Here is a 20657-nt window from a genome sequence, read left to right on the forward strand (position 1 = left end):
GCAAAGCCTATAGGCGCTTCGCAATCACGAGGGTTTCACGGGCGCTGAATACCTGGCAGTGGGGGCAGCAGCATTGTCCTATCGTGAAGGACAGAGTGTTTCTGCCGAAACCCTGTCGCGGATTCGACATTTTCCCTTGTGGCAGAGTATCATGAGGCGATAGGAACAGCATTCATGCTTAGAACGCGCGCGAAATATAATCTGGGACAGGTTGTCCGCCATCGCAAACACCCTTTTCGCGGTGTCGTGTTCGATGTCGATCCTGAATTTGCCAATACAGAAGAATGGTATGAGGCGATCCCCGAGGACAGCCGTCCAGTGAAGGATCAGCCTTATTACCATCTGCTGGCAGAGAACGATCAGACATATTACGTGGCGTATGTGTCTGAACAGAACCTGATTGCGGATTATTCCGGCGAACCTGTGGGCCACCCTGATATCCCCGAGATGTTTGGCAGTTTTGACGACGGCAGCTATGCGTTGCACTATCAGCTGAACTAGGGTCGGTGCCGTTGGGGGATTGGATCTCCGCAACAGCACATGCGGCTGCGAAGATCACTATTCTTTCTGATGATCGGCTGCCGAGGGCGGTTCAATACCCGAGGGCGCAGCCATCCTTGCGTGCGTCACTGGCGCCTTCCAGAATTCCCGAACTGTGAATCTGAATCGCCTGAGCACCGCCAATCGCTGTCTCCGGGATCGTAACGTTATGGCCCATATCGGCGAGCTCTTGACGCACCGCATCGCTATAACCTCGTTCGACCTTCAGCTGGCCAGCATCCGCAAAGGCACGGGGCATATCGATTGCTGCTTGTGGATCCATCCGGAAATCCGTCAGGTTGGACACAAACCGCGCGTGCCCATTGGGCTGATACGCCCCGCCCATCACGCCAAACGGCATGGTCACAGCGCCCTCTTTGCGCAGCATTCCGGGGATGATGGTGTGCATCGGACGCTTGCCTCCTGCCAACATATTGGGGTGGCCCTCCTCCAAGGTGAAACCGGCGCCCCGGTTCTGTAACAGGATGCCAAATTTGTCAGAGGCAATTCCCGACCCGAAGCCATGGAAGATCGAATAAATCAGCGAGACGGCCATGCGGTCCTTGTCGACCACGGTGATATAGATGGTGTCCTTGTGCACCGCTTCGCTCAGTGGGGCGGCGGCCGCCATTGCTCGTTTCGGATTGATCAACTCAGCCAGTCGCGCTGCCGTCTCAGGGGCCCGGATATGATCCAATCGGTCGGTGTGATCGGCATCGGCAATAAACCGATTGCGCGCATCATAGGCTAGCTTCGCCGCTTCTGCCTCAATGTGGACCCGCTCAGCACCTAAGGGGTTCATCCCGGCGATGTCGAAATGTTTGAGAATATTCAGCATCAGAATGGCAGTGGCACCCTGGCCGTTGGGCGGATGCTCAACCAGATCGATATCGTGGTAAGTTCCGGCAACGGGAAGGGTCAGCTCGGCCTTGGTGTTGGCAAAATCATCCGCGCTTTGAACGCCGTCACGCGCCTGCAGCGCAGCTATCATATCCTCAGCAATTTCGCCGGTATAAAAGGCATCGCGGCCGCCCTTGGCAATCCGGCGCAGCACTTCGGCCTGCCCTGCTGCGCGAAACATCTGGCCGATTTTCGGTGGTGTCCCATCAAAGAGGTAGTGGTCGCGGGCACGGCCTTGCAGGGTCTCCGCATCACTTTGCCAGTCAAAGGCGACGCGTGGGGCAACCGGTACCCCGGCCTCGGCATAGTGGATGGCGGGTGCAAGGAGCGTATCCAGCCCAAGCCGCCCTTCCGTATCGGAGAGCGTGCAGAAGGCATCAACCGCACCGGGGATCGTTACGGCATGTGCGCTGGTCAAGGGGACGGTCGTCAGCCCTGTCGCCCGCAGTCCTGCCGCATCGGCAGCCGCCGCCGCACGCCCGGAACCGTTCATCGCCTGAACCGCTGCGCCGGGGCGTGAATAAAGAACAAAGCAATCGCCGCCGATCCCAGTCATCTGCGGTTCGCATATGCCAAGCAATACGGCGCCCGCAATTGCGGCATCCATGGCATTGCCACCTCGCTTGAGGATGTCAATCGCCACGCCCGCTGCCAGTGGATGAGATGTGGCGCAGAGGCCATTTTCAGCGAATACAGCTGATCGCCCAGGGAAATGAAAATCGCGCATGATGCCTCCTGTGATTGGAAGGCAGATTAGATCGCACAGAGGCAAAGGCAACGACAAAGCGTCTGCCAATGTTGATAGGGCGGGTGGGACGTTCGGAGGGCGCATCACAAACTGGCGGTCTGCGTAAGATCCTGTGCCTGTGAGCCTTGGGCGTGTAGTCACGCACCTGCTTGGTTGCCTGTCAGGCTGCCCCTCGTGTCTGCGCGTTCTGTTCAGGCGCTGTTGGCGTTGCGCATCTGGATTTCAAAGCAGAGCGAGAGATTGTTGCCTGTGTCGTCGCGCTTGTACTGCACGTCGGAGGTAAGTTCCCGGATCAGCAGCCAGCCAAAGCCGCCCTCGGGCAACTGATCGGCATCAACGGTCAGGTCATGTGGCGTGCCCAGGGGCAGCTCGTCGTTCTTGAAGGGGGCACCACCGTCGCCAATGGAAATCCACAACTGGTCGGGGTGCAGGTTGCAGCGAATACGCACGTCACCGATATCCATCCCGGCGTAGGCATGTTCGACAACATTGTTCACAGCCTCGGTAAGAGCGATCTGAACCTCGTCCACGCGGGGATCCGGGATCCCCATGGTGCGCAGCCGTGCGACGATGTCCTGAACGCCAGATCTGGCATCCAGTTCCGTAGCCGTGAACGTGCAGGAAAAGGTTTCTACCATGGTCTTTTCGCTCCGCGTAAAAACACGCGTGGGTTCAAGAATCGATGTGGGTTGCGGTCGTTGCATCGCCCAGCGACGCATATAAATCAAAAACAGTATCCATTCGCGTCAGTCGAAACACTTTGTCGACCATCGGCGTCAACCCGGCAAGGTCCAGTTTTCGTCCCTGACCCAGCTGCTTCATAGCCGCCACGATAGCGCCAAGCCCGCTGGAATCGATGAATTTCACCTCTGACAGGTCGAGAATGACACGATCAGGGCCGTTTTCGGTGGTCGCGCGCATATCTTCTTTGAATTGGATAGCCATGGCTGCATCAATGCGCTCGGCATTGACGGTCACGATCTGGGTGCCATCGGCTGTTGTGCTGGTCAGGCTCATGAGTGTCCCCGCGTCAATATGTGTTGACGATCAGCCTAGACGCCAATCCTTACGATTTTGTATGCACTATTTCGACATTAGGAGGAATATTAGATGAAAACTGTTGTGATCGCAGGCGCGGCCCGCACCCCAATGGGCGGATTTCAGGGCATGTACGACGGCGTCGCAGCCGCTGAGCTGGGCGGCGCTGCAATGCGCGCCGCGCTCGCGGGGGCAGGGGCCACCACTGTCGATGAAGTCCTGATGGGGTGTGTTTTGCCCGCAGGCCAGGGTCAGGCCCCAGCGCGGCAGGCAGGGTTCGCAGCTGGCTTGGGCGAAGAGGTGCCAGCCACCACGCTGAACAAGATGTGCGGCTCCGGCATGAAAGCGGCGATGATGGCCTATGATCAGATCGCGTTGGGTCAGGCGGACACCATGATTGCGGGCGGCATGGAGAGCATGACAAATGCACCATATCTGCTGCCAAAGATGCGCAATGGCGCGCGGCTTGGGCATGGGCAGGTGGTCGATCATATGTTCCTGGATGGGCTTGAAGACGCTTATGATAAGGGCCGCCTGATGGGCACCTTTGCCGAAGATTGTGCGGAGACCTATCAGTTCACGCGGGAGGCACAGGATGAGTACGCGCTGACATCATTGTCCAATGCGCTGGCAGCACAGGAAAGCGGTGCCTTTGATAACGAGATCGCGCCGGTTACTGTCAAAACCCGCAAGGGCGAGACTGTTACGGACGCGGATGAGCAGCCCAAATCAGCACGCCCGGACAAGATCCCGACGCTGAAACCGGCCTTCCGCAAGGATGGCACTGTGACTGCCGCCAATGCTTCGTCGATTTCGGATGGCGCCGCCGCATTGCTGCTGGCCTCCCAGGATGCTGCGGAAGCGCAAGGCCTGACCATACGCGCCCGTATCATGGGGCATGCCAGTCACGCCCAGGCGCCAGGCCTCTTCACAACCGCTCCTGTTCCGGCAGCACAAAAGCTGATGGCGCAGCTCGGCTGGACCGTTGGCGATGTGGATCTTTGGGAGGTGAACGAAGCCTTCGCCGTCGTGCCCATGGCTTTCATGCATGAAATGGGGCTGCCGCGTGACAAAGTGAACGTCAACGGCGGCGCCTGTGCTTTGGGTCATCCGATCGGAGCCTCCGGTGCGCGTATCATGGTGACATTGCTGAACGCATTGGAAAAACGCGGCCTGAAGCGCGGCATCGCAGCCATTTGCATTGGTGGCGGTGAGGGCACGGCCATCGCGATTGAGCGCATGTGATTGTCACCTTTCAAAAAATACTCTCGGGGGTGAATTGACCGACAGGTCAAGAGGGGGCAGACAGCCCCCTCAGCGACGTTGAAGGAGGGCTACCTATGCAGGTCGACTACGAAACACTGGCCAAAACCATCGCTGCTTTGACCGAGGGCGAGACCGACGAGGTTGCGCTGATGGCCACCGTGGCCTGCGAAGTGCATCATAGTGATGAGCGGTTTGACTGGACCGGGTTTTATCGGGTGGTGGCACCGGAATTGCTTAAGATCGGCCCGTATCAGGGTGGTCATGGCTGCCTGCAGATCCCGTTCTCCCGGGGGGTCTGCGGCGCAGCGGCCCGGACCGGCGAGGTTCAGCTGGTGGCCGATGTCGAGGCGTTTCCTGGCCACATCGCTTGCGCTTCTTCGACGCGCTCTGAGCTGGTGTTGCCAGTCTGGAACGGTGATGGGGCATTGATCGGGGTTTTTGACATCGACAGCGACCAGCCCGAGGCATTTACTGGGGATGATGCAGAACAGATCACTGCGATCCTGAAGCGGGTCTTCGCTCCAAGCTGATTCGCAGCGGCAGGGGCTTTGCCCCTCGGCCCTCAGGGCCTCACCCCAGAGTATTTACGGAAAGATGACAGAGCCCGGCGCCTAGAGTGTGCTGGGCTTTTGTATGTAAAGTGATGTTCGTGAAAAAATCCTTGGAAATTTCATGAATACGTTGCATCGTGAAAAATGAGCGATAATTTTCACAGGTGCCACGTGACGGATCAATCTCCACAACCGGCAAGCCTAGGGGCGGATTTGCGTGCCTTGCGCAAGGCGCGAGGCGCAACACTTGCAGATCTCGCGGCGCGTTTAGGTCGGTCTGTCGGTTGGCTGAGCCAGGTTGAGCGGGATATGTCGGAACCGTCGATTTCGGACCTCCGCGAGATTGCAAAGGCTTTGAATGTGCCGATGTCGATGCTGTTTGCCCATTCGGCGGCGCTAACCGCAGAGCAGGGGTATATCGTCCGTGCAGGAGCGCGTCGCCCGATGGGGTCTGGTGAGGAAGGCCTGATGGAAGAGTTGCTGTCACCGGATCTGACCGACGATTTCGAGATGGTGCATTCCACCTTTCGCCCGCATTCCCGAATGCAGGTCCCGGCTGATCGTCCGACACAGGAGGTCGGCTATATGATTGCCGGGCAATTGGACCTGGTGATCGGGGGCCGCAGCTTCACCGTTGGGCCGGGCGATAGCTTCCGGATCAAGGAAGAAGCCTACCAATGGGCCAACCCCTATGACGTGCCTGCTGTGGCGGTCTGGGTTATCGCGCCGCCGGTGTATTGATGAGTTTTGATGCCTGGACCCTCTTTGCCGTGTTTTGGGTGGCCTTCGTCACCACACCCGGACCAAATGCCGTGAATTGCATTTCCAATGGAATGAGCTTGGGGTTCTGGCGGGCGATGGTCGGCGTTCTGGCCATTCTGACACAGGCAACCTTGTTTCTGCTGCTGTCGGCGATCGGCGTGACGGCTCTGATTGCAGCGTCGCCGAGTGTGTTTCTGATTGCCAAGCTGATCGGGGCGGCATTCCTGATCTATCTGGGCGTGCGCGGATGGCGCAACGCCACACGGCCAGCTCCGGCAGTGGAGCGACCCGCGCGCCATGTTTATCTGCATGCTCTCGCTGTGGCGGTGATCAACCCTAAGAGTGTTGCCGGATATCTCGCAGCGTTTTCGCAATTTGTTGAACCAAGCGTGCCAATCTGGGATCAGATGCTGGTGATCATGCCCACCGCGCTTATCCTCACAACGCTGAGCTATACGGGGTTCACGCTGCTTGGTGTTGCGATGGGTCAGGCGGCGATGAAGGCGGTCTTCAACCTGTGGATCCGGCGTCTTCTGGCCATTTGTTTCATTGTCTACGGGGTGCTCTTGGGATCGACCAGCGTGCCTGATCTGGAGGATGCGCGATGATCACAGGGTCTTGCCTGTGCGGTGACGTTTGTTTTGAAACCGCCGCAGAACCGAGCGGCGCATCGATGTGCCATTGTACCCAATGTCGCAAGCAATCGGGCGGCATCTGGGCCTCTGCACAGGTGCGTGACGTGGACCTCATGATCACGGGCCCGGTCCGCTGGTTTGAGGCAACATCGCTGGCCAAACGCGGCATCTGCCCGCGATGCGGTTCTTTCCTGTTCTGGAAGGGCACGGACGAAGACACCATCAGCTTTGCACTGGGCGCTGTCGACGGGAACACCGGTCTCAGCGTCGAAAAGCACATCTTCACCGCCTCCAAGGGCGACTACTACGACATTGCGGACGGTGTGCCGCAAGAGGACTGACGACGAGGGAGGCATCATGTCTGATTTTCCAACAAAGGCCCGTGTGGTCATCATCGGCGGCGGTGTCGTCGGTTGTTCAGCACTTTATCATCTGGCCAAGAAAGGTTGGGCGGATTGCGTGCTGCTTGAGAAGAATGAGCTGACTGCAGGCTCCACATGGCACGCGGCGGGCAATGTCCCGACCTTTTCGACGTCCTGGGCGATCATGAACATGCAGCGCTACTCGACCGAACTATATGCGGGTCTGGGGGAGGAAGTCGATTATCCGATGAACTATCACCAGTCCGGGTCCATCCGTCTGGCACATACCAAGGAACGGATGCAGGAGTTCGAACGTGCCTGTTCCATGGGCCGTTATCAGGGCATCGAGATGGAGATGTGGACACCTGACCAAGCCAAGGAACATTACCCGTTTCTGGAAACGCACGATCTGGAAGGTGTGCTTTACGATCCCACGGATGGAGACATCGATCCGGCACAGGTGACGCAGGCGCTGGCTAAAGGCGCGCGCGACATGGGAGCCAAGATTATCCGCTTCTGCCCGGCAACGGGTGTAATGCAGAAGGAAGATAAGACCTGGATCGTGCAGACCGAGAAGGGCGATATCGAATGTGACTATGTGGTGAACGCCGCAGGTTATTATGCCCAACGTGTGGGGGAATGGTTCAAGGACTATGGCGGTCGTACTGTGCCGATGATGGTAATGTCGCACCAATATCTGCTGACGGAACAAATTCCGGAGGTCGAAGCCTGGAGCAAAGAGCACGGCAAAAAGCTACCCCTGATCCGCGATGTGGATGTCTCTTATTATCTGCGGCAGGAGAAGAACGGCTATAACCTCGGCCCCTATGAGCCGAACTGCAGAGGTCACTGGATGACCGAAGATGACAAGATGCCGGACGACTTCTCGTTCCAGCTCTGGTCAGACGATCTGGACCGGATCGAGGATATCGTGACCGACGCCATGGAACGGGTGCCGCTGATGGCTACCTCCGGTGTGTCCAGCGTGATCAACGGCCCGATCCCCTATGCGCCCGATGGCCTGCCGCTAATCGGCCCGATGCCGGGCGTCGATAACGCGTTTGAGGCCTGCGTCTTCACCTTCGGCATCGCCCAGGGCGGTGGTGCTGGCAAGGTGCTGGCGGAATGGATCGTCGATGGTCAGACTGAATGGGACATGTGGGCGGTCGATCCGCGCCGCTATACCGACTACACGGATCAGGATTACTGCGACCAGAAAGGTATGGAGGTTTACGGCAATGAATACGCCATGCACTTCCCGTATCACGAGTGGCCCGCTGCGCGCGACAAGAAGGTCAGCCAGGTTCATACCAAGATCAAGGAGTTGGGCGGTCAGATGGGTGCCTATAACGGCTGGGAACGCGCCAACTGGTTCGCGCAGCCGGGCGATGACACGTCTGAGGACGCCACTCATACCTGGGGTCGTTCCGGCCCATGGCAGCAGCGCATCAAGGAAGAATGCGAAGCTGTGCGCGATGGTGTTGGCGTGCTGGATCTGCCGGGTTTCTCTCGCTTTAATCTGAGCGGCGCAGGTGCCGCCGAATTCCTGCGCGGCCTGATAACCGGCGGGCTGCCCAAGGTGGGCCGGATGAACCTCGTCTATTTTGCCGATGATCGCGGTCGCATCCTGACGGAGATGTCCTGCATGCGTCACGGTGAGGATCACTTCACCATGATCACCGCAGGCTCGGCCCAGTGGCATGATTTTGAGATCTTGAAGAAGGCGCTGCCCGCAGGTCTGAGTCTGACAGATCACACCACGGAATTTGCGACGATGATTGTGACCGGTCCGCAATCGCGGGAGCTGCTGGCGGATATCTCTGACGCCGATCTGTCGCTGGGTTGGCTGACCCATCAGGAAGCCACCGTCGCAGGCAAACCAGCCTTCCTGGCGCGGGTGTCCTATGCTCGAGCGAACTTGGCTGGGAGGTGCATTGCGCCAACGCACATCAGACTGACATTTACGCAGCGCTGATCGAAGGCGGCGCCAAGCCGTTCGGCATGTACGCGCTGAACTCTCTGCGGATCGAAAAGGGTTACCGCACGTGGAAAGGTGACCTCAGCACCGATTATTCGCTGCTGGAAGGCGGTCTTGAGCGGTTTGTTAAACTGGACAAGCCGCAAGACTTCCCGGGCAAGGCCGCGATCCAGAGTGAAAAACAGCAGGGCGTCAAGAAGTCCTTTGTCACTCTGATCGTTGAGGCTGGCGATGCGGATGCGCCTTATATGTCCTGCATCTGGAAGGATGGCGAGATTGTCGGAGAGACCACTTCCGGCGATTGGGGGTATCGCGTGAACGCCTCAATCGCGCTGGGCATGGTGCGCCGCGATATCGCGGTGCCGGGCACCGAGCTGGAGGTCGAGATCTATGGCGAGAAATGTCGCGCCGTAGTTCAGGAAGACAAACCGCTGTGGGATCCAGACAATGACCGGCTCCGCGCCTGAGGCATCTGTGACCTCCGGGGGGGCACCCCCGGGGGGACGTCAGTGGCAGGTCGATATCATCCTAACGGAAGGTTTTGTGCTCACTGAGTTTTCTGCTGTGGTGGAGCCCTTGCGGCTGGCCAATCGTGTGCTCGCCCAGCCACCGTTCTCCTGGACAATGCGCTCTGCTGGGGGCGGTCAGGTCGGATGCCGCGCTGGCGCTTATGTCGAGACAGAGCCTTTCGCGGCAAAAGCAGATGCCGACTGCGTGTTTGTTTTGGGCAATACGGATCCCGACTGTCCGGCGCTGTCGATGGGATCGCTGATCAGCACCTACCGCACGCGCGGGGCCAAGGTCTATCTGCTGGCAGAGGCCGCCAGCCGGTATATCCGTGACAGTGGCAAGGACGGGGCCCAGCACACAACGCATTGGGAAAACACCAACTTGATGCGTGAGCGCATTGGATTGTTCGACGCCAATTTCGCGCTGGCGAGTGAAGATGGGCAGGTGGTGACCTGTGCCGGGATGGGGGCGACGGTGGATATCGTTCTGGCCCTGATCGGACAGCTGACCACGGCGGCCGCGCAGGTGACGGTTGCGAATATCCTCTTGCACGACAAGGTGCGGGACTTCGCGTCGTTGCAGCCGTTTTCGGGTGTGAAACCAACGATCACTGGCGATGCGGACCTTGATCAAGCCATTCACGTTATGCAGGAGCACATAGAGGAACCGCTGCCGATCAATGAGATCGTTGACCATCTCGGGATTTCAACCCGATCGCTGGAACGCAAGTTCAAGACCTTTCTCGGCACGACACCCAATGGTTTCTACCGGGAGATGCGTTTGAATAAGGCCAATAACCTTTTGCTGAACACCACCATGAGCGTGCGCGAAATCGGTTTGGCCTGCGGGTTCTCCAATGGGTTTTCGACCCTGTATAAGGCGTTTTTTGGCATGACACCCTTCGCTCTGCGCAAATCACGGCGCGTGTCTCAGTCACACCAGCAGCGTCGAAAATCCACAGGATAGCGGTGGAGAATAGAGCGTGCAGACTGGCGTTTTTGATGCATTTGTTGTCGCCTTGATATGGCAGGATCCGGCCATGCAGTTCGTCCAGTCAAGTTCAGGAGGCACATGATGAGCGATCTTCCCAACAAGGCCCGCGTGGTCATCATCGGCGGCGGCGTGATCGGCTGCTCGGTCGCCTATCACCTGACCAAGCTTGGCTGGAAGGACGTTGTGCTGCTGGAGCGTAAACAGCTGACCTCGGGCACGACCTGGCACGCCGCGGGTCTGATCGCCCAACTGCGCGCGACCGCCAACATGACCAAGCTGGCGAAATACAGCCAGGAGCTTTACGGCGCGCTGGAAGAGGAAACAGGCGTTGCCACCGGGTTCAAACGCTGCGGCTCGATCACCGTAGCCCTGACCGAAGAGCGCAAGGAAGAGATCTTCCGCCAGGCCGCCATGGCGCGCGCATTCGGTGTTGAGGTTGAGGAAATCTCCCCCGAGGAAGTCAAAGCCCGCTATGAGCACCTGAATGTCGGCGATGTGACTGCAGGCGTGTGGTTGCCAAAAGACGGGCAAGGGGATCCGGCCAACATCGCGCTGGCCCTGGCCAAGGGCGCGCGTCAACGCGGTGCGCTGGTCAAGGAGCGGATCAAGGTTACCGGAATTTCCAAACAGGGCCGCCGCGTCACCGGCGTCGACTGGGCCAGCGATGACGGTCAGTCACAGGGCCACATTGAGGCCGACATGGTGGTGAACTGCGCCGGCATGTGGGGCCACGAGGTTGGCCGCATGGCAGGCGTCAACGTGCCGCTGCACGCTTGCGAGCATTTCTACATCGTGACCGAAGGCATCACCGGCCTGACCCAGATGCCGGTGCTGCGGGTGCCGGACGAATGCGCCTACTACAAAGAAGACGCGGGAAAAATTCTGCTGGGTGCGTTTGAGCCGAATGCCAAACCCTGGGCGATGAACGGCATCCCGGACACATTCGAATTCGATCAGCTGCCCGAGGATTTCGACCACTTCGAACCCATTCTGGAAGCCGCCTGCAACCGGATGCCGATGCTGGCCGAGGCGGGCATCCACACCTTCTTCAACGGGCCGGAGAGCTTCACCCCGGATGACGCCTACCACCTGGGCCTGGCGCCGGAGATGGATAATGTCTGGGTCGCGGCAGGCTTCAACTCAATCGGCATCCAGTCGGCGGGCGGCGCAGGCATGGCGCTGGCGCAGTGGATGGAAGACGGCCAGAAACCCTTCGATCTAGGTGACGTGGACATCTCCCGCATGCAGCCGTTCCAGGGCAACAAGAACTACCTGTTCGAACGCTCCAAAGAGACTCTGGGCCTGCTTTATGCCGACCACTTCCCCTACCGCCAGAAGGCCACCGCCCGCGGCGTGCGCCGCACCCCGTTCCACCATCACCTGCTGGAACAAGGCGCGGTGATGGGCGAAATCGGCGGCTGGGAACGGGCCAACTGGTTTGCCAATGAGGGCGAGGAACGGGACTACCAATATAGCTGGAAGCGTCAGAACTGGTTTGAAAACTCGGCAGCTGAACACAAGGCAGTCCGCGAAAATGTCGGCATGTACGACATGTCCTCCTTCGGCAAGATCCGCGTGGAGGGTCCGGATGCCGAAATCTTCCTGAACTACATCTGCGGCGCCAACCTGTCGGTGCCGAAGCGGGCAAGATCGTCTACACCCAGTTCCTGAACACCCGCGGTGGGATTGAAGCCGATGTGACCGTTACCCGCCTGTCGGAGACCGCCTATCTGGTGGTAACCCCGGCAGTGACCCGCCTTGCCGACCAGACCTGGATGAGGCGTCATGTGGGCGACCACCGTGTGGTGATCACTGATGTTACCGCAGGTGAAGGCGTGCTGGCGGTGATGGGGCCAAACGCCCGCAAACTGCTTCAGAAAGTCTCGCCCAACGACTTCTCTAATGAGGTGAATCCTTTTGGCACCGCGCAGGAGATCGAACTGGGTATGGGGCTGGCCCGTGTTCACCGCGTGACCTATGTGGGCGAACTCGGCTGGGAGATTTATGTCAGCTCGGATATGGCAGGCCACGCGTTTGAGACATTGCATGAGGCGGGTCAGGATATGGGGTTGAAGCTCTGCGGCATGCACATGATGGACAGCTGCCGGATCGAAAAGGGCTTCCGCCACTTTGGCCACGACATCACCTGCGAGGACAATGTGATCGACGCTGGTCTGGGCTTTGCGGTGAAGACCGATAAGGCGGATTTCATCGGTAAGACAGCAGTGTTGGAGCGTAAGGAGACCGGCCCAAAGAACCGCATGGTTCAGTTCAAACTGACCGATGCTGAGCCGCTGCTGTTCCACAACGAACCGATCATCCGTGACGGCAAATATGTGGGCTACCTCAGCTCCGGCAACTACGGGCATACGCTGGGTGCCGCCATCGGTATGGGCTACGTACCGTGTGACGGTGAAAGTGTAGCGGATGTGCTAGGCTCCACATATGAGATCGACGTCTGCGGTGTGAAGGTGAAGGCCGAGGTGTCGCTGAAGCCGATGTATGACCCGAAATCGGAGAGGGTGAAGCAATAGAAACGCTCGGTCCTTTGGCGTGATGTAACACGTCATTGAGGGAGGATGCGTGCGATAATCGCGCATCCTCCCGGCAGCCTAGAGTAAAGCTGTCGCCCAACGACGACATCAACACCTTTGGCAGTATCCCCCTGTTCATTGTCGGCTGACCTGTCATAAACGCGGCTCAGGGAGATTTTACGATGACGCCGCAGCCTGAGAATAAAGACACGCCACAGGGCCTCGCCTTTGCCGTTTCCGCCTATCTGATGTGGGGCTTTCTGCCACTCTATATGAAGGCGTTGGCGCATATGCTTAAGCAGCGGAAGTGGTGGCCCATCGGGTGATCTGGTCAGTGCCTGTTGCGGGTGTTCTGCTCATCATTCTGCGGCGGACCCGCGACCTGCGCGCAGCGCTTACCTCCCCGAAAGTGTTGATGATGGGCGCGGTAACAGCAGCACTGATTTCGGTGAATTGGGGCATCTATGTCTGGTCCATCGCGACTGGCCATGCGTTGGATGCGGCTCTTGGCTATTATATCAACCCGCTGTTCAGTGTCATGCTTGGTGCTGTGCTGCTGGGCGAGCGGCTGTCGCCTGCCCAATTGGTCGCGATCGGTTTGGCAGCACTGGCGGTATTGGTGCTCGCCCTGGATGCGGGTCGGTTGCCCTGGGCGGCGATTGGGCTAACGCTCAGCTGGGGCTTTTACGCGTTTTTCAAGAAATCCCTACCGGTTGGTCCCAACCAGGGGTTCATGCTGGAGGTGCTGATCCTGACGCCCCCCGCATTGGTGTATTTGGCATATCTGACGGTCACGGGCGGTGCCCATTTTGGCGGCGACTTCAGCGATACCGCGCTGTTGCTGGGTTGTGGTGTGGTGACGGCGGTGCCGTTGATCACCTATGCCAATGGCGCCAAACTGCTGCGCCTATCCACGATCGGTATCCTGCAATATATCGCGCCCACGATGATCTTTCTGGCGGCGGTCTTTGTCTTTGGTGAGGAGTTCGGCCGCGCGCGGATGATCGCCTTCCCGATGATCTGGCTCGCGCTGGTGATCTATTCCGTTTCTCTGCTGCGCCAGATGCGCCGCGCCTGACGGATCAGAAGGCCCCGACAGTTCGGCGTTGATTGTCTGTGCCAGAGTGTCAGCCCAAAGCGCATAAGCCGTGGCCGAAGGGTGGTACCCGTCATGTGCGGCCAGCGTGGGATCGGGCGGCAGTGTGAAGGGCAGGTGTACGACATTTGGATCTTGCGCGGCCAGCTTGGCCAGAACTTGGTCCAGCCGCGTCGCATGTCGGCCTAGCACCCAGGCCAGCGGGTTGGGCAGGGCGGGAAAATCCGCCATCGGCGGCACACCGGACAGGATCACCAGCGTGACCCCAAATCGGTCACGCAGAAGTCGGATCAGGGCTGACTGTTCCATGTGAAACCGTCGCCGTCGTGTAAGCCGCGTCACATCATTCACCCCAAGCGCCAAGACAGCGACGTCGAATGTCTGTGGTGGCAATGCGCGGACCCGCGCCAGTGCATCAGCGCTGCGATGTCCGGTTGTCGCCTCCAATCGCCAAGTCAGATGCCGCCCTTCGGCCAGTTTCGTTGTCAGTTGGCCGCAAAGCGCGTCATCCTGCTTAGCCGACACCAACCCCTGCGGCGGAGCTGTCGCCGACAATCAACAGACGCAGGGGGGCGCCACGCCCCATCTGTCCAAACCGTGGACCCCATGGTTCAGGCAGGCGCAGGGCCCTGCGCCGTACGTTGACCGCCTGCACGACCAGCAACGGCAGCAGTACGATCCGGGCGATATGGTCCAGGCCGATCAGCTGAGCGCCGATTGATATTGCAGAAACCTGGGATCCGTGGTGACCCGCGCCATGATTGCGTCCCGCAAGATCCCGATGCTTTTGTAAGGGCGCATCACCACTTCGAACTGAGCAATCAGCCCGTCTGAATTCAGGGTGATCAGATCAACGCCAACCGCGTCGAATTCGCCGATCTTGCATTGGAATTCCAACGCCCAGTCATCGCCATCTCCCATGATGCGACGATAGCGGAAATCGCTGAAAACTTGACCGACATGCCCCAGAATGGCCGCGACCGGTGCGCGACCTGTCCAGGTTTTCCAGTAGGTTGGTGGCAAAAACTGCACGTCTTCGGCCAGGAGATCTGCAATCTGACTGTCATCACCTTTGGCAACGACCTCTTGCAGCCTGCTGATGGTTGGATGAGACATGCGTCACCTTTCAGACCAGGGAGCCCGCGGACGGGGCGGATGTGAAGATGTCACCACCCTGCCGCTCTACCCAAGCACCGGCAAGCGCGACGTCGCGATACCTTGCCCTGCAGGCAATGGGCCGCTAGGGACGCGGGCATGACAGTTTCTAGCGACTACACTCCGCCGATGGATCCTCTGGACATCCTGCATCACGATGCCCAGCTCTTGGTGGTGAACAAACCCCATGGTCTGCTCAGCGTGCCGGGGCGGGGGGAACATCTTGCGGATTGTCTGCTGAGCAGGCTGCAGGCTGCCTTTCCGGAAGCGCTTTTGGTGCACCGACTGGACCGCGATACCTCCGGTGTGATGGTTTTCGGCGTCACTCCTCATGCGCAGCGGCATCTGTCCATGCAGTTTGAAAAACGCACTGCGAAGAAAGCCTATGTGGCGCGGGTTGACGGTCGGCTTGAACCGCGCAGCGGCACCGTAGATCTGCCGCTCATCGTGGACTGGCCCAATCGTCCGCGCCAGATGGTCTGCCATGACACTGGCAAAGAGGCCGTGACCGACTGGCGGGTGATGAAATACGAAGACACCGCAACCCGCGTGCGCCTGACGCCCAAGACCGGGCGGTCGCATCAGCTGCGGGTACATATGCTGTCTCTAGGCCACGCCATTCTGGGCGATCCGCTTTATGCAGAGGGGCGCGCGCTGGATCACCCGCGGATGATGTTGCACGCAGAAGAGCTGCGGATCAAACATCCTGACAGTGGCGAATCGATGAAGTTTCGCGTCAAGGCTCCGTTCTGAGGTCGGCGCTACCTAGACGCTGATGCGGAGCCAGTCTGGCGGCAGAATATCGGGATTGTTCAGTTTCGGATCGCCGAACCATTTGGCGGGACCGGCCACTCGGCGGTCCGGTGTCTGGTTCAGCCAGGCCGCCCACCAGGAGAACGAACTGTTGCCGATGATGTTGTGTTTGCACAGGCTCATCAGGCGCATGTCCTCATAATCGGTATCAGCGCCGTTGAAATCCACCACCACCTTGTCACAGGGCAGAGGGAGATTTTCCTTTGCCCACTGTGGATCATCCGAGAAGACATAGACCGTTGGATGTCCCTCCAACCCGTCCAGAACCTTCGCCAGTGCGGCCTCGTAATAGGCTTGATCGCAAAGCACATGCGCGGCGAGGGTCAGATAGTCGCCTCTGCGCACGTGCAGCGAAATTGCATTGGTTTCGTGGATGCGCGCTGCCATCTCCGCGTTTTGCTGATTTGAATACTCAGGGAAGGTGAAGTCGCGCCGAATGCGTTCGGCACTCTGTGCGAAATAGCGCTCGCTCTGCCAGTAGCCATGCAGGTAACTGTTGTCGCCCCAGTCCGCGAAACCCGGATTGTAGCCCAGGCCTGCCTCCCGGCGTAGCTTCGGTCCGGCGCCGAGATGCTGGCCCAAACTGCGCCATAGCGCATAACCAAGCGGAGCACGTTGGCGCAAGGGCGGCAGGATATCCGGTGTCGCCAGATCAAGATCGAAGACGCGCGTCAGCACGCCCTCACCGCGCAGCTCGGCGCCGCGACTGTCCAGCGCAACTGACACACCGAGCCGATCCGCCAGCGCACGCCCGGCAGCGTATTGGAACATCTGGTTGCCCAGTCGGCCATGCAGGCGGGTGATGATCATGATTAGTCCCTCGGTCCCTCGGAGCGATATACCGCGTTGATAGGCGCCATCGACCGCCATGACCAGTCCCGGTCAGGTTCATCCGCCGGATCGCGCCTGCCAGTCGCTGTAGCTAGCAACGCCAAAATCCAAATCCGGGTCGTCGGTCATTGGTGCCAGAAACTCAATCGAGTGCCCGTCCGGATCCTTGAAGTAGATCGACAGCGCGGGCATCCAGCCCAATACCACCGGTTCTGTCGTCGGGGACCCGTGAAAATCAAGCGGCGTGATCCCGACATCAGTCAGCCGGTCGCAAATGCCATCAAGTGCTGAGACCGTGGTGCGAAACGCCATGTGCAACCGCATACCCATCGGAGCGGAGCCACCCGCCCAAAGTCCAAGCATCCCCTGAGATTGCCCGCCAACCCAATAGAATGCGACCTGCCGCTCGGGTAGGTGACGCGCAAGCTGCAAGCCGATGGTCTCCCCATAAAAGGCCATTGAAACCTCAAGGTTTTTCACCGTCAGGTGGGTTTCGTAAACCCCGGTCAAGGTGGTGTTGATACCGGGTTTGACGGCGGGGACAGGCTTCTGATGGACCATTGATGTCTCCTTTGAATAATCGTTTTCCCCACCCTGCAAGCTCAAGTCAGGTTTAGATCAAGGGGTAAATGACGTCCTTGGTTGTTTCTTTTGATGCGGTTTGGACGTGGCCACTTTCAACTCGGCAGGGCTGATAGACAGCCATGCAACCACAGCCACGAGGTGGCTAAGGTCTTGACCATGGCAGGTGGAACGGCCTAAGGCTGAAGCAGGGCCGGGGCCCTGCCGCTCGCGGTCAACGAGACCATGGTGAACCCCCGTCAGTAGATTTCCTGTCTTTCGCCCATCGATGTGATGCGCCAATGGCAATGCGGGCTCCATGTTTTCGGCGCATCTTGTTGATTGGACAAGAGGCAAGAATGACGACCAACCCAGAAGACCTCCCCACCGTCGGGAGCCTGAAACAACAGGCCCGCAATCTGCGACAGCAGTTGCAGGCCCGCAATCTCACCCTGTCACATAGCGCCGCGCTTGAGATGGTGGCCCGGCAATATGGCTACAAAGACTGGAATACGATCAGCGCCAAGGCGGACAGACCGCGTCCGAATATTCCGCAGCAAACCCTGCGTGTCGGGCAGACATTGCGGGGCAGCTATCTTGGACAGGCCTTCACGGCTGAGCTGCGCGGGCTGCAGGTGTTTGGTGAGGGCGCACGACGACGCGTGACCCTGCATCTGGAAGAACCGGTGGATGTGGTGAAATTCGACAGTTTTTCCGCAATGCGTCAGCGGATCAGCGGCACCATTGGTTGGGACGGCCGCTCGGTTGAGCGGACCTCGGATGGTGTGCCTCAGCTGGTTCTCGATCTGCCTGATTGGAGCCGTTTCACCTGAATTCAGCGCGAAAATACCAAAGAGCCGCCCTGATGGGCGGCTCTTGTTGTCGGTTTCGTAAATTGGTGTGGGGCGTTACTCGTCTGCCCAGCCACCGACGGCTTTCACCTCTAGGAAATCCTCGATCCCCCAGCTGCCGCCCTCGCGGCCATTGCCGGATTGTTTCATGCCCCCAAACGGCGACCCAGCGGAACGCGACTTGCCGTTCATCTCGATCATGCCAGCGCGCAGCTTGCGGGCCATGCGGTTGGCACGGGCGGGATCCTGTGTCTGCACATAGTTGGTCAGGCCATAGGGCGTGTCATTGGCGATCTCGATTGCTTCCTCTTCGCTCTCGAAGGGGATAATCGACAGCACCGGGCCAAAGATCTCTTCGCGGGCGATGGTCATTTGGTTGTTCACGTCGGCGAATACGGTTGGCTTGACATAGAAGCCTTGGTTCAAGCCATCGGGGCGACCGGTGCCGCCTGCAACCAATCGGGCGCCTTCGTCGATGCCTTTCTGGATCAGGTCCTGGATCTTGCCCCACTGCAGTTCGTTGACCACGGGACCGATGTGGCGACCTTCGCTGGAGGCGGGGCCAACCTCGACCTTGTTGGCAACAGCGGCAGCTTCTTCGACGGCTTTGTCGTAGATGCCTTTCTGTACCAGCATTCGGCTTGGCGCGTTGCAGCTTTGACCGGTGTTGTTCATCATATGCAGCACGCCGCGCTTAACCGCTTTCTCGTCCGCATCGTCAAAGATCACATTGGCACCTTTGCCACCAAGCTCCAGATGAACCTTCTTCAGGGTATCTGCGGCAGCCTTGGAAATGGCAGTGCTTGGCGCGGGTCGATCCGGTGAAGGACACCATGTCCACATCGGTGTGGCTGGACAGCTGGGTGCCCACGCCGGTGCCGTCACCATTCACAAGATTGAAGACACCGGCAGGGAATCCCGCCTCGTCCATCATTTCAGCAAAGATCATCGCGTTGAGCGGGCTTTGCTCCGAAGGTTTCAGAACCATGGTGCAGCCCGCGATGGCTGCGGCGCCAACCTTCAGCGTGACCTGGTTCATCGGCCAGTTCCATGGCGTGATCAACGCAGCGACGCCTACAGCCTCATGGATGATGCGATCATTGGGGGCATGGTCGCCCAGAGGAGCATCGAAGGAAAATGCCTTCGCCGCCTTGATGAAGTTGCGCAGATGCCAGCTGCCTGCGCCTGCCTGTTGGGTGCGGGCCATGTCGATGGGAGCCCCCATCTCGACGCTCATCGCCTGGGCCAGATCTTCGGTGCGGCTTTCGTATACCTCGATCAGCTTTTCGACCAGCGCGATACGATCTTCAACCGGTGTCGCCATCCAACCCGGCAGGGCTTCCTTGGCCGCGGCGACAGCGGCATTGGTATCCGCTGCATCGCCCAGGGAAATGACGGCACAGGGTGCCTCAGTCGACGGGTCGATCACTTCAAAATCATTGGGTGCTGCAGGGGCGACCCATTGGCCATCGATGTAAAAATCACGTTTCTCGATCATCTGTCGATCTCCCAGGTATCAGGGTGTGACGGGGCAAAACCCCGCAATTGGCCGACACTCTGTCACCGGTGTTTCGGATGGGCAAGGGGGGAATGGATAATTTGATCAAATTATAGAGATGGACAAAAGTTCACTAATTTACCGCTGGTTTGGGATGGCTGCGCGGTCTCATCGCTTGCCACACACGGACGTCCCGGACGGGTCAGATTGACGCGTGAGTTGATCTTTTCGACTGCTTACCACCCGACAAGGGTTTAACCTGCGCGTTGAGTGGTTAGGTTATCGACCAGAGAGTATTCATTTGACAGCAGAGGAGAGACCCATGGGTTTGCGTATCAATGATGTGGTTCCGGATTTCACCGCAGAAACCGATCAGGGCACCGTCTCGTTTCATGATTGGATCGGCGACAGCTGGGCGATCCTGTTTTCCCACCCCAAAGATTTTACACCTGTCTGCACCACGGAATTTTCGGCTGTGGCGCAGCTGGCTGACGAATGGGCCGCCCGCAATACCAAGGTGATCGGCGTGTCCGTTGACGGCGTCGAGGATCACAAGAAATGGAAGGGCGATATCGAAAGCTACGGCAAGGCCAGCGCTGGTTTCCCGATCATCGCCGATGAGGGTCTGGCTGTCTCCAAGGCCTTCGACATGCTGCCTGCTGAGGCCTATCTCCCCGATGGCCGCACCCCTGCAGACAGTGCCACTGTGCGCTCCGTCTTCATCATCGGTCCGGACAAGCAGTTGAAGCTGTCGATGACCTACCCGATGACCGTGGGACGTAACTTTGCCGAAATCCTGCGCGCTCTGGACGGTCTGCAGATGTCGGGCAAAGGCGTGGCAACCCCTGCGAACTGGGTGCCCGGCGAAGATGTGATTATCCCGCCAAGCGTGTCGAATGAGGACGCCAAAGCCAAGTTCGGTGAGTTCGAGACGATCTTCCCCTATCTGCGCAAAACCAAGGCGCCGGAATAACCGACTGAAACATCCAAACGGGGCGTCGTGCCCCTGTGAACTGACCGTTGTGGAAAAGGGGC

At 59.0% G+C, this 20657-nt stretch carries 16 protein-coding genes and 5 pseudogenes; 13 read left to right on the top strand and 8 right to left on the bottom strand.

Annotated elements, in window-relative coordinates:
* Positions 1 to 174 precede the first annotated feature (174 nt).
* A complete protein-coding gene (gene hspQ, locus L0Z65_RS15040; RefSeq protein WP_014876215.1) occupies positions 175 to 501 on the top strand; it encodes a heat shock protein HspQ in 327 nt (108 codons plus the stop codon).
* A 91-nt stretch (positions 502 to 592) separates the two neighbouring features.
* Here the strand turns inward: hspQ and L0Z65_RS15045 are convergent, their stop codons facing one another.
* The 3 genes from L0Z65_RS15045 to L0Z65_RS15055 form a co-directional block, all read right to left on the bottom strand.
* Positions 593 to 2167 (bottom strand): gamma-glutamyltransferase family protein, encoded by a 1575-nt coding sequence (locus L0Z65_RS15045; RefSeq protein ID WP_405108880.1) that lies wholly within the window; start codon positions 2165 to 2167, stop codon positions 593 to 595.
* A gap of 212 nt (positions 2168 to 2379) precedes the next feature.
* Positions 2380 to 2826 carry an ATP-binding protein gene (locus L0Z65_RS15050; protein WP_102897947.1) on the bottom strand — a complete coding sequence of 149 codons (447 nt, stop codon included), beginning with the start codon at positions 2824 to 2826 and terminating at the stop codon, positions 2380 to 2382.
* A gap of 34 nt (positions 2827 to 2860) precedes the next feature.
* Positions 2861 to 3205 (bottom strand): STAS domain-containing protein, encoded by a 345-nt coding sequence (locus L0Z65_RS15055; protein ID WP_096872824.1) that lies wholly within the window; start codon positions 3203 to 3205, stop codon positions 2861 to 2863.
* A 93-nt stretch (positions 3206 to 3298) separates the two neighbouring features.
* Here L0Z65_RS15055 and L0Z65_RS15060 point away from each other — a divergent pair, with 93 nt between their 5' ends.
* From L0Z65_RS15060 to rarD, 9 genes and pseudogenes are all read left to right on the top strand, one after another.
* Complete coding sequence (locus L0Z65_RS15060) at positions 3299 to 4471, top strand: thiolase family protein (protein WP_405108885.1); 1173 nt, start codon at positions 3299 to 3301, stop codon at positions 4469 to 4471.
* A gap of 95 nt (positions 4472 to 4566) precedes the next feature.
* Complete coding sequence (locus L0Z65_RS15065; protein ID WP_405108888.1) at positions 4567 to 5022, top strand: GAF domain-containing protein; 456 nt, start codon at positions 4567 to 4569, stop codon at positions 5020 to 5022.
* Between the two features lie 165 nt (positions 5023 to 5187).
* A complete protein-coding gene (locus tag L0Z65_RS15070) occupies positions 5188 to 5784 on the top strand; it encodes a helix-turn-helix domain-containing protein (RefSeq protein WP_405108891.1) in 597 nt (198 codons plus the stop codon).
* Entirely contained in the window at positions 5784 to 6413 is a 630-nt protein-coding gene (locus tag L0Z65_RS15075; protein WP_405108894.1) for a LysE family translocator, read from the top strand. The genes L0Z65_RS15070 and L0Z65_RS15075 overlap by 1 nt, the downstream gene beginning before the upstream one ends.
* Positions 6410 to 6781 carry a GFA family protein gene (locus L0Z65_RS15080; protein ID WP_118069087.1) on the top strand — a complete coding sequence of 124 codons (372 nt, stop codon included), beginning with the start codon at positions 6410 to 6412 and terminating at the stop codon, positions 6779 to 6781. Before L0Z65_RS15075 ends, L0Z65_RS15080 begins: the two co-directional genes overlap by 4 nt.
* Positions 6782 to 6797: 16 nt before the next feature.
* Positions 6798 to 9247, top strand: a pseudogene (locus L0Z65_RS15085) (FAD-dependent oxidoreductase).
* Positions 9228 to 10256, top strand: coding sequence for a GlxA family transcriptional regulator (locus tag L0Z65_RS15090; protein WP_405108898.1), 1029 nt, complete (start codon positions 9228 to 9230; stop codon positions 10254 to 10256). Before L0Z65_RS15085 ends, L0Z65_RS15090 begins: the two are co-directional and overlap by 20 nt.
* Positions 10257 to 10364: 108 nt before the next feature.
* Positions 10365 to 12817, top strand: a pseudogene (locus L0Z65_RS15095) (FAD-dependent oxidoreductase).
* Between the two features lie 182 nt (positions 12818 to 12999).
* Positions 13000 to 13895: pseudogene (rarD, locus tag L0Z65_RS15100) on the top strand (EamA family transporter RarD).
* Between the two features lie 108 nt (positions 13896 to 14003).
* Here the strand turns inward: rarD and L0Z65_RS15105 are convergent.
* Positions 14004 to 14438: pseudogene (locus tag L0Z65_RS15105) on the bottom strand (SGNH/GDSL hydrolase family protein); the annotation flags it as partial.
* 177 nt (positions 14439 to 14615) lie between these two features.
* Positions 14616 to 15029 (bottom strand): nuclear transport factor 2 family protein, encoded by a 414-nt coding sequence (locus tag L0Z65_RS15110; protein WP_405108901.1) that lies wholly within the window; start codon positions 15027 to 15029, stop codon positions 14616 to 14618.
* Between the two features lie 138 nt (positions 15030 to 15167).
* On the opposite strand from L0Z65_RS15110, the gene L0Z65_RS15115 reads away from it, so the two are divergent.
* Complete coding sequence (locus L0Z65_RS15115; RefSeq protein WP_405108904.1) at positions 15168 to 15821, top strand: RluA family pseudouridine synthase; 654 nt, start codon at positions 15168 to 15170, stop codon at positions 15819 to 15821.
* Positions 15822 to 15833: 12 nt separating this feature from the next.
* Here the strand turns inward: L0Z65_RS15115 and L0Z65_RS15120 are convergent, their stop codons facing one another.
* Both L0Z65_RS15120 and L0Z65_RS15125 read right to left on the bottom strand, forming a co-directional pair.
* Positions 15834 to 16691 carry an alpha-1,2-fucosyltransferase gene (locus L0Z65_RS15120; protein WP_405108907.1) on the bottom strand — a complete coding sequence of 286 codons (858 nt, stop codon included), beginning with the start codon at positions 16689 to 16691 and terminating at the stop codon, positions 15834 to 15836.
* Positions 16692 to 16769: 78 nt separating this feature from the next.
* Positions 16770 to 17273: a VOC family protein gene (locus L0Z65_RS15125; RefSeq protein ID WP_405108910.1), complete on the bottom strand. Its 504-nt coding sequence runs from the start codon at positions 17271 to 17273 to the stop codon at positions 16770 to 16772.
* A gap of 359 nt (positions 17274 to 17632) precedes the next feature.
* Between L0Z65_RS15125 and L0Z65_RS15130 the strand changes: the two genes are divergently transcribed.
* A complete protein-coding gene (locus L0Z65_RS15130; protein WP_040170142.1) occupies positions 17633 to 18106 on the top strand; it encodes a glyoxalase superfamily protein in 474 nt (157 codons plus the stop codon).
* Positions 18107 to 18181: 75 nt separating this feature from the next.
* On the opposite strand, the pseudogene L0Z65_RS15135 reads toward L0Z65_RS15130, so the two are convergent.
* A pseudogene (locus tag L0Z65_RS15135) lies at positions 18182 to 19622 on the bottom strand (aldehyde dehydrogenase family protein).
* A 322-nt stretch (positions 19623 to 19944) separates the two neighbouring features.
* Between L0Z65_RS15135 and L0Z65_RS15140 the strand changes: the two are divergent.
* Positions 19945 to 20595, top strand: a complete 651-nt coding sequence (locus tag L0Z65_RS15140; protein WP_024098686.1) for a peroxiredoxin — start codon at positions 19945 to 19947, stop codon at positions 20593 to 20595.
* Positions 20596 to 20657 lie beyond the last annotated feature (62 nt).

Source organism: Phaeobacter sp. BS52, assembly GCF_045040595.1.
GTDB classification, from domain to species: Bacteria; Pseudomonadota; Alphaproteobacteria; order Rhodobacterales; family Rhodobacteraceae; genus Phaeobacter; species Phaeobacter piscinae.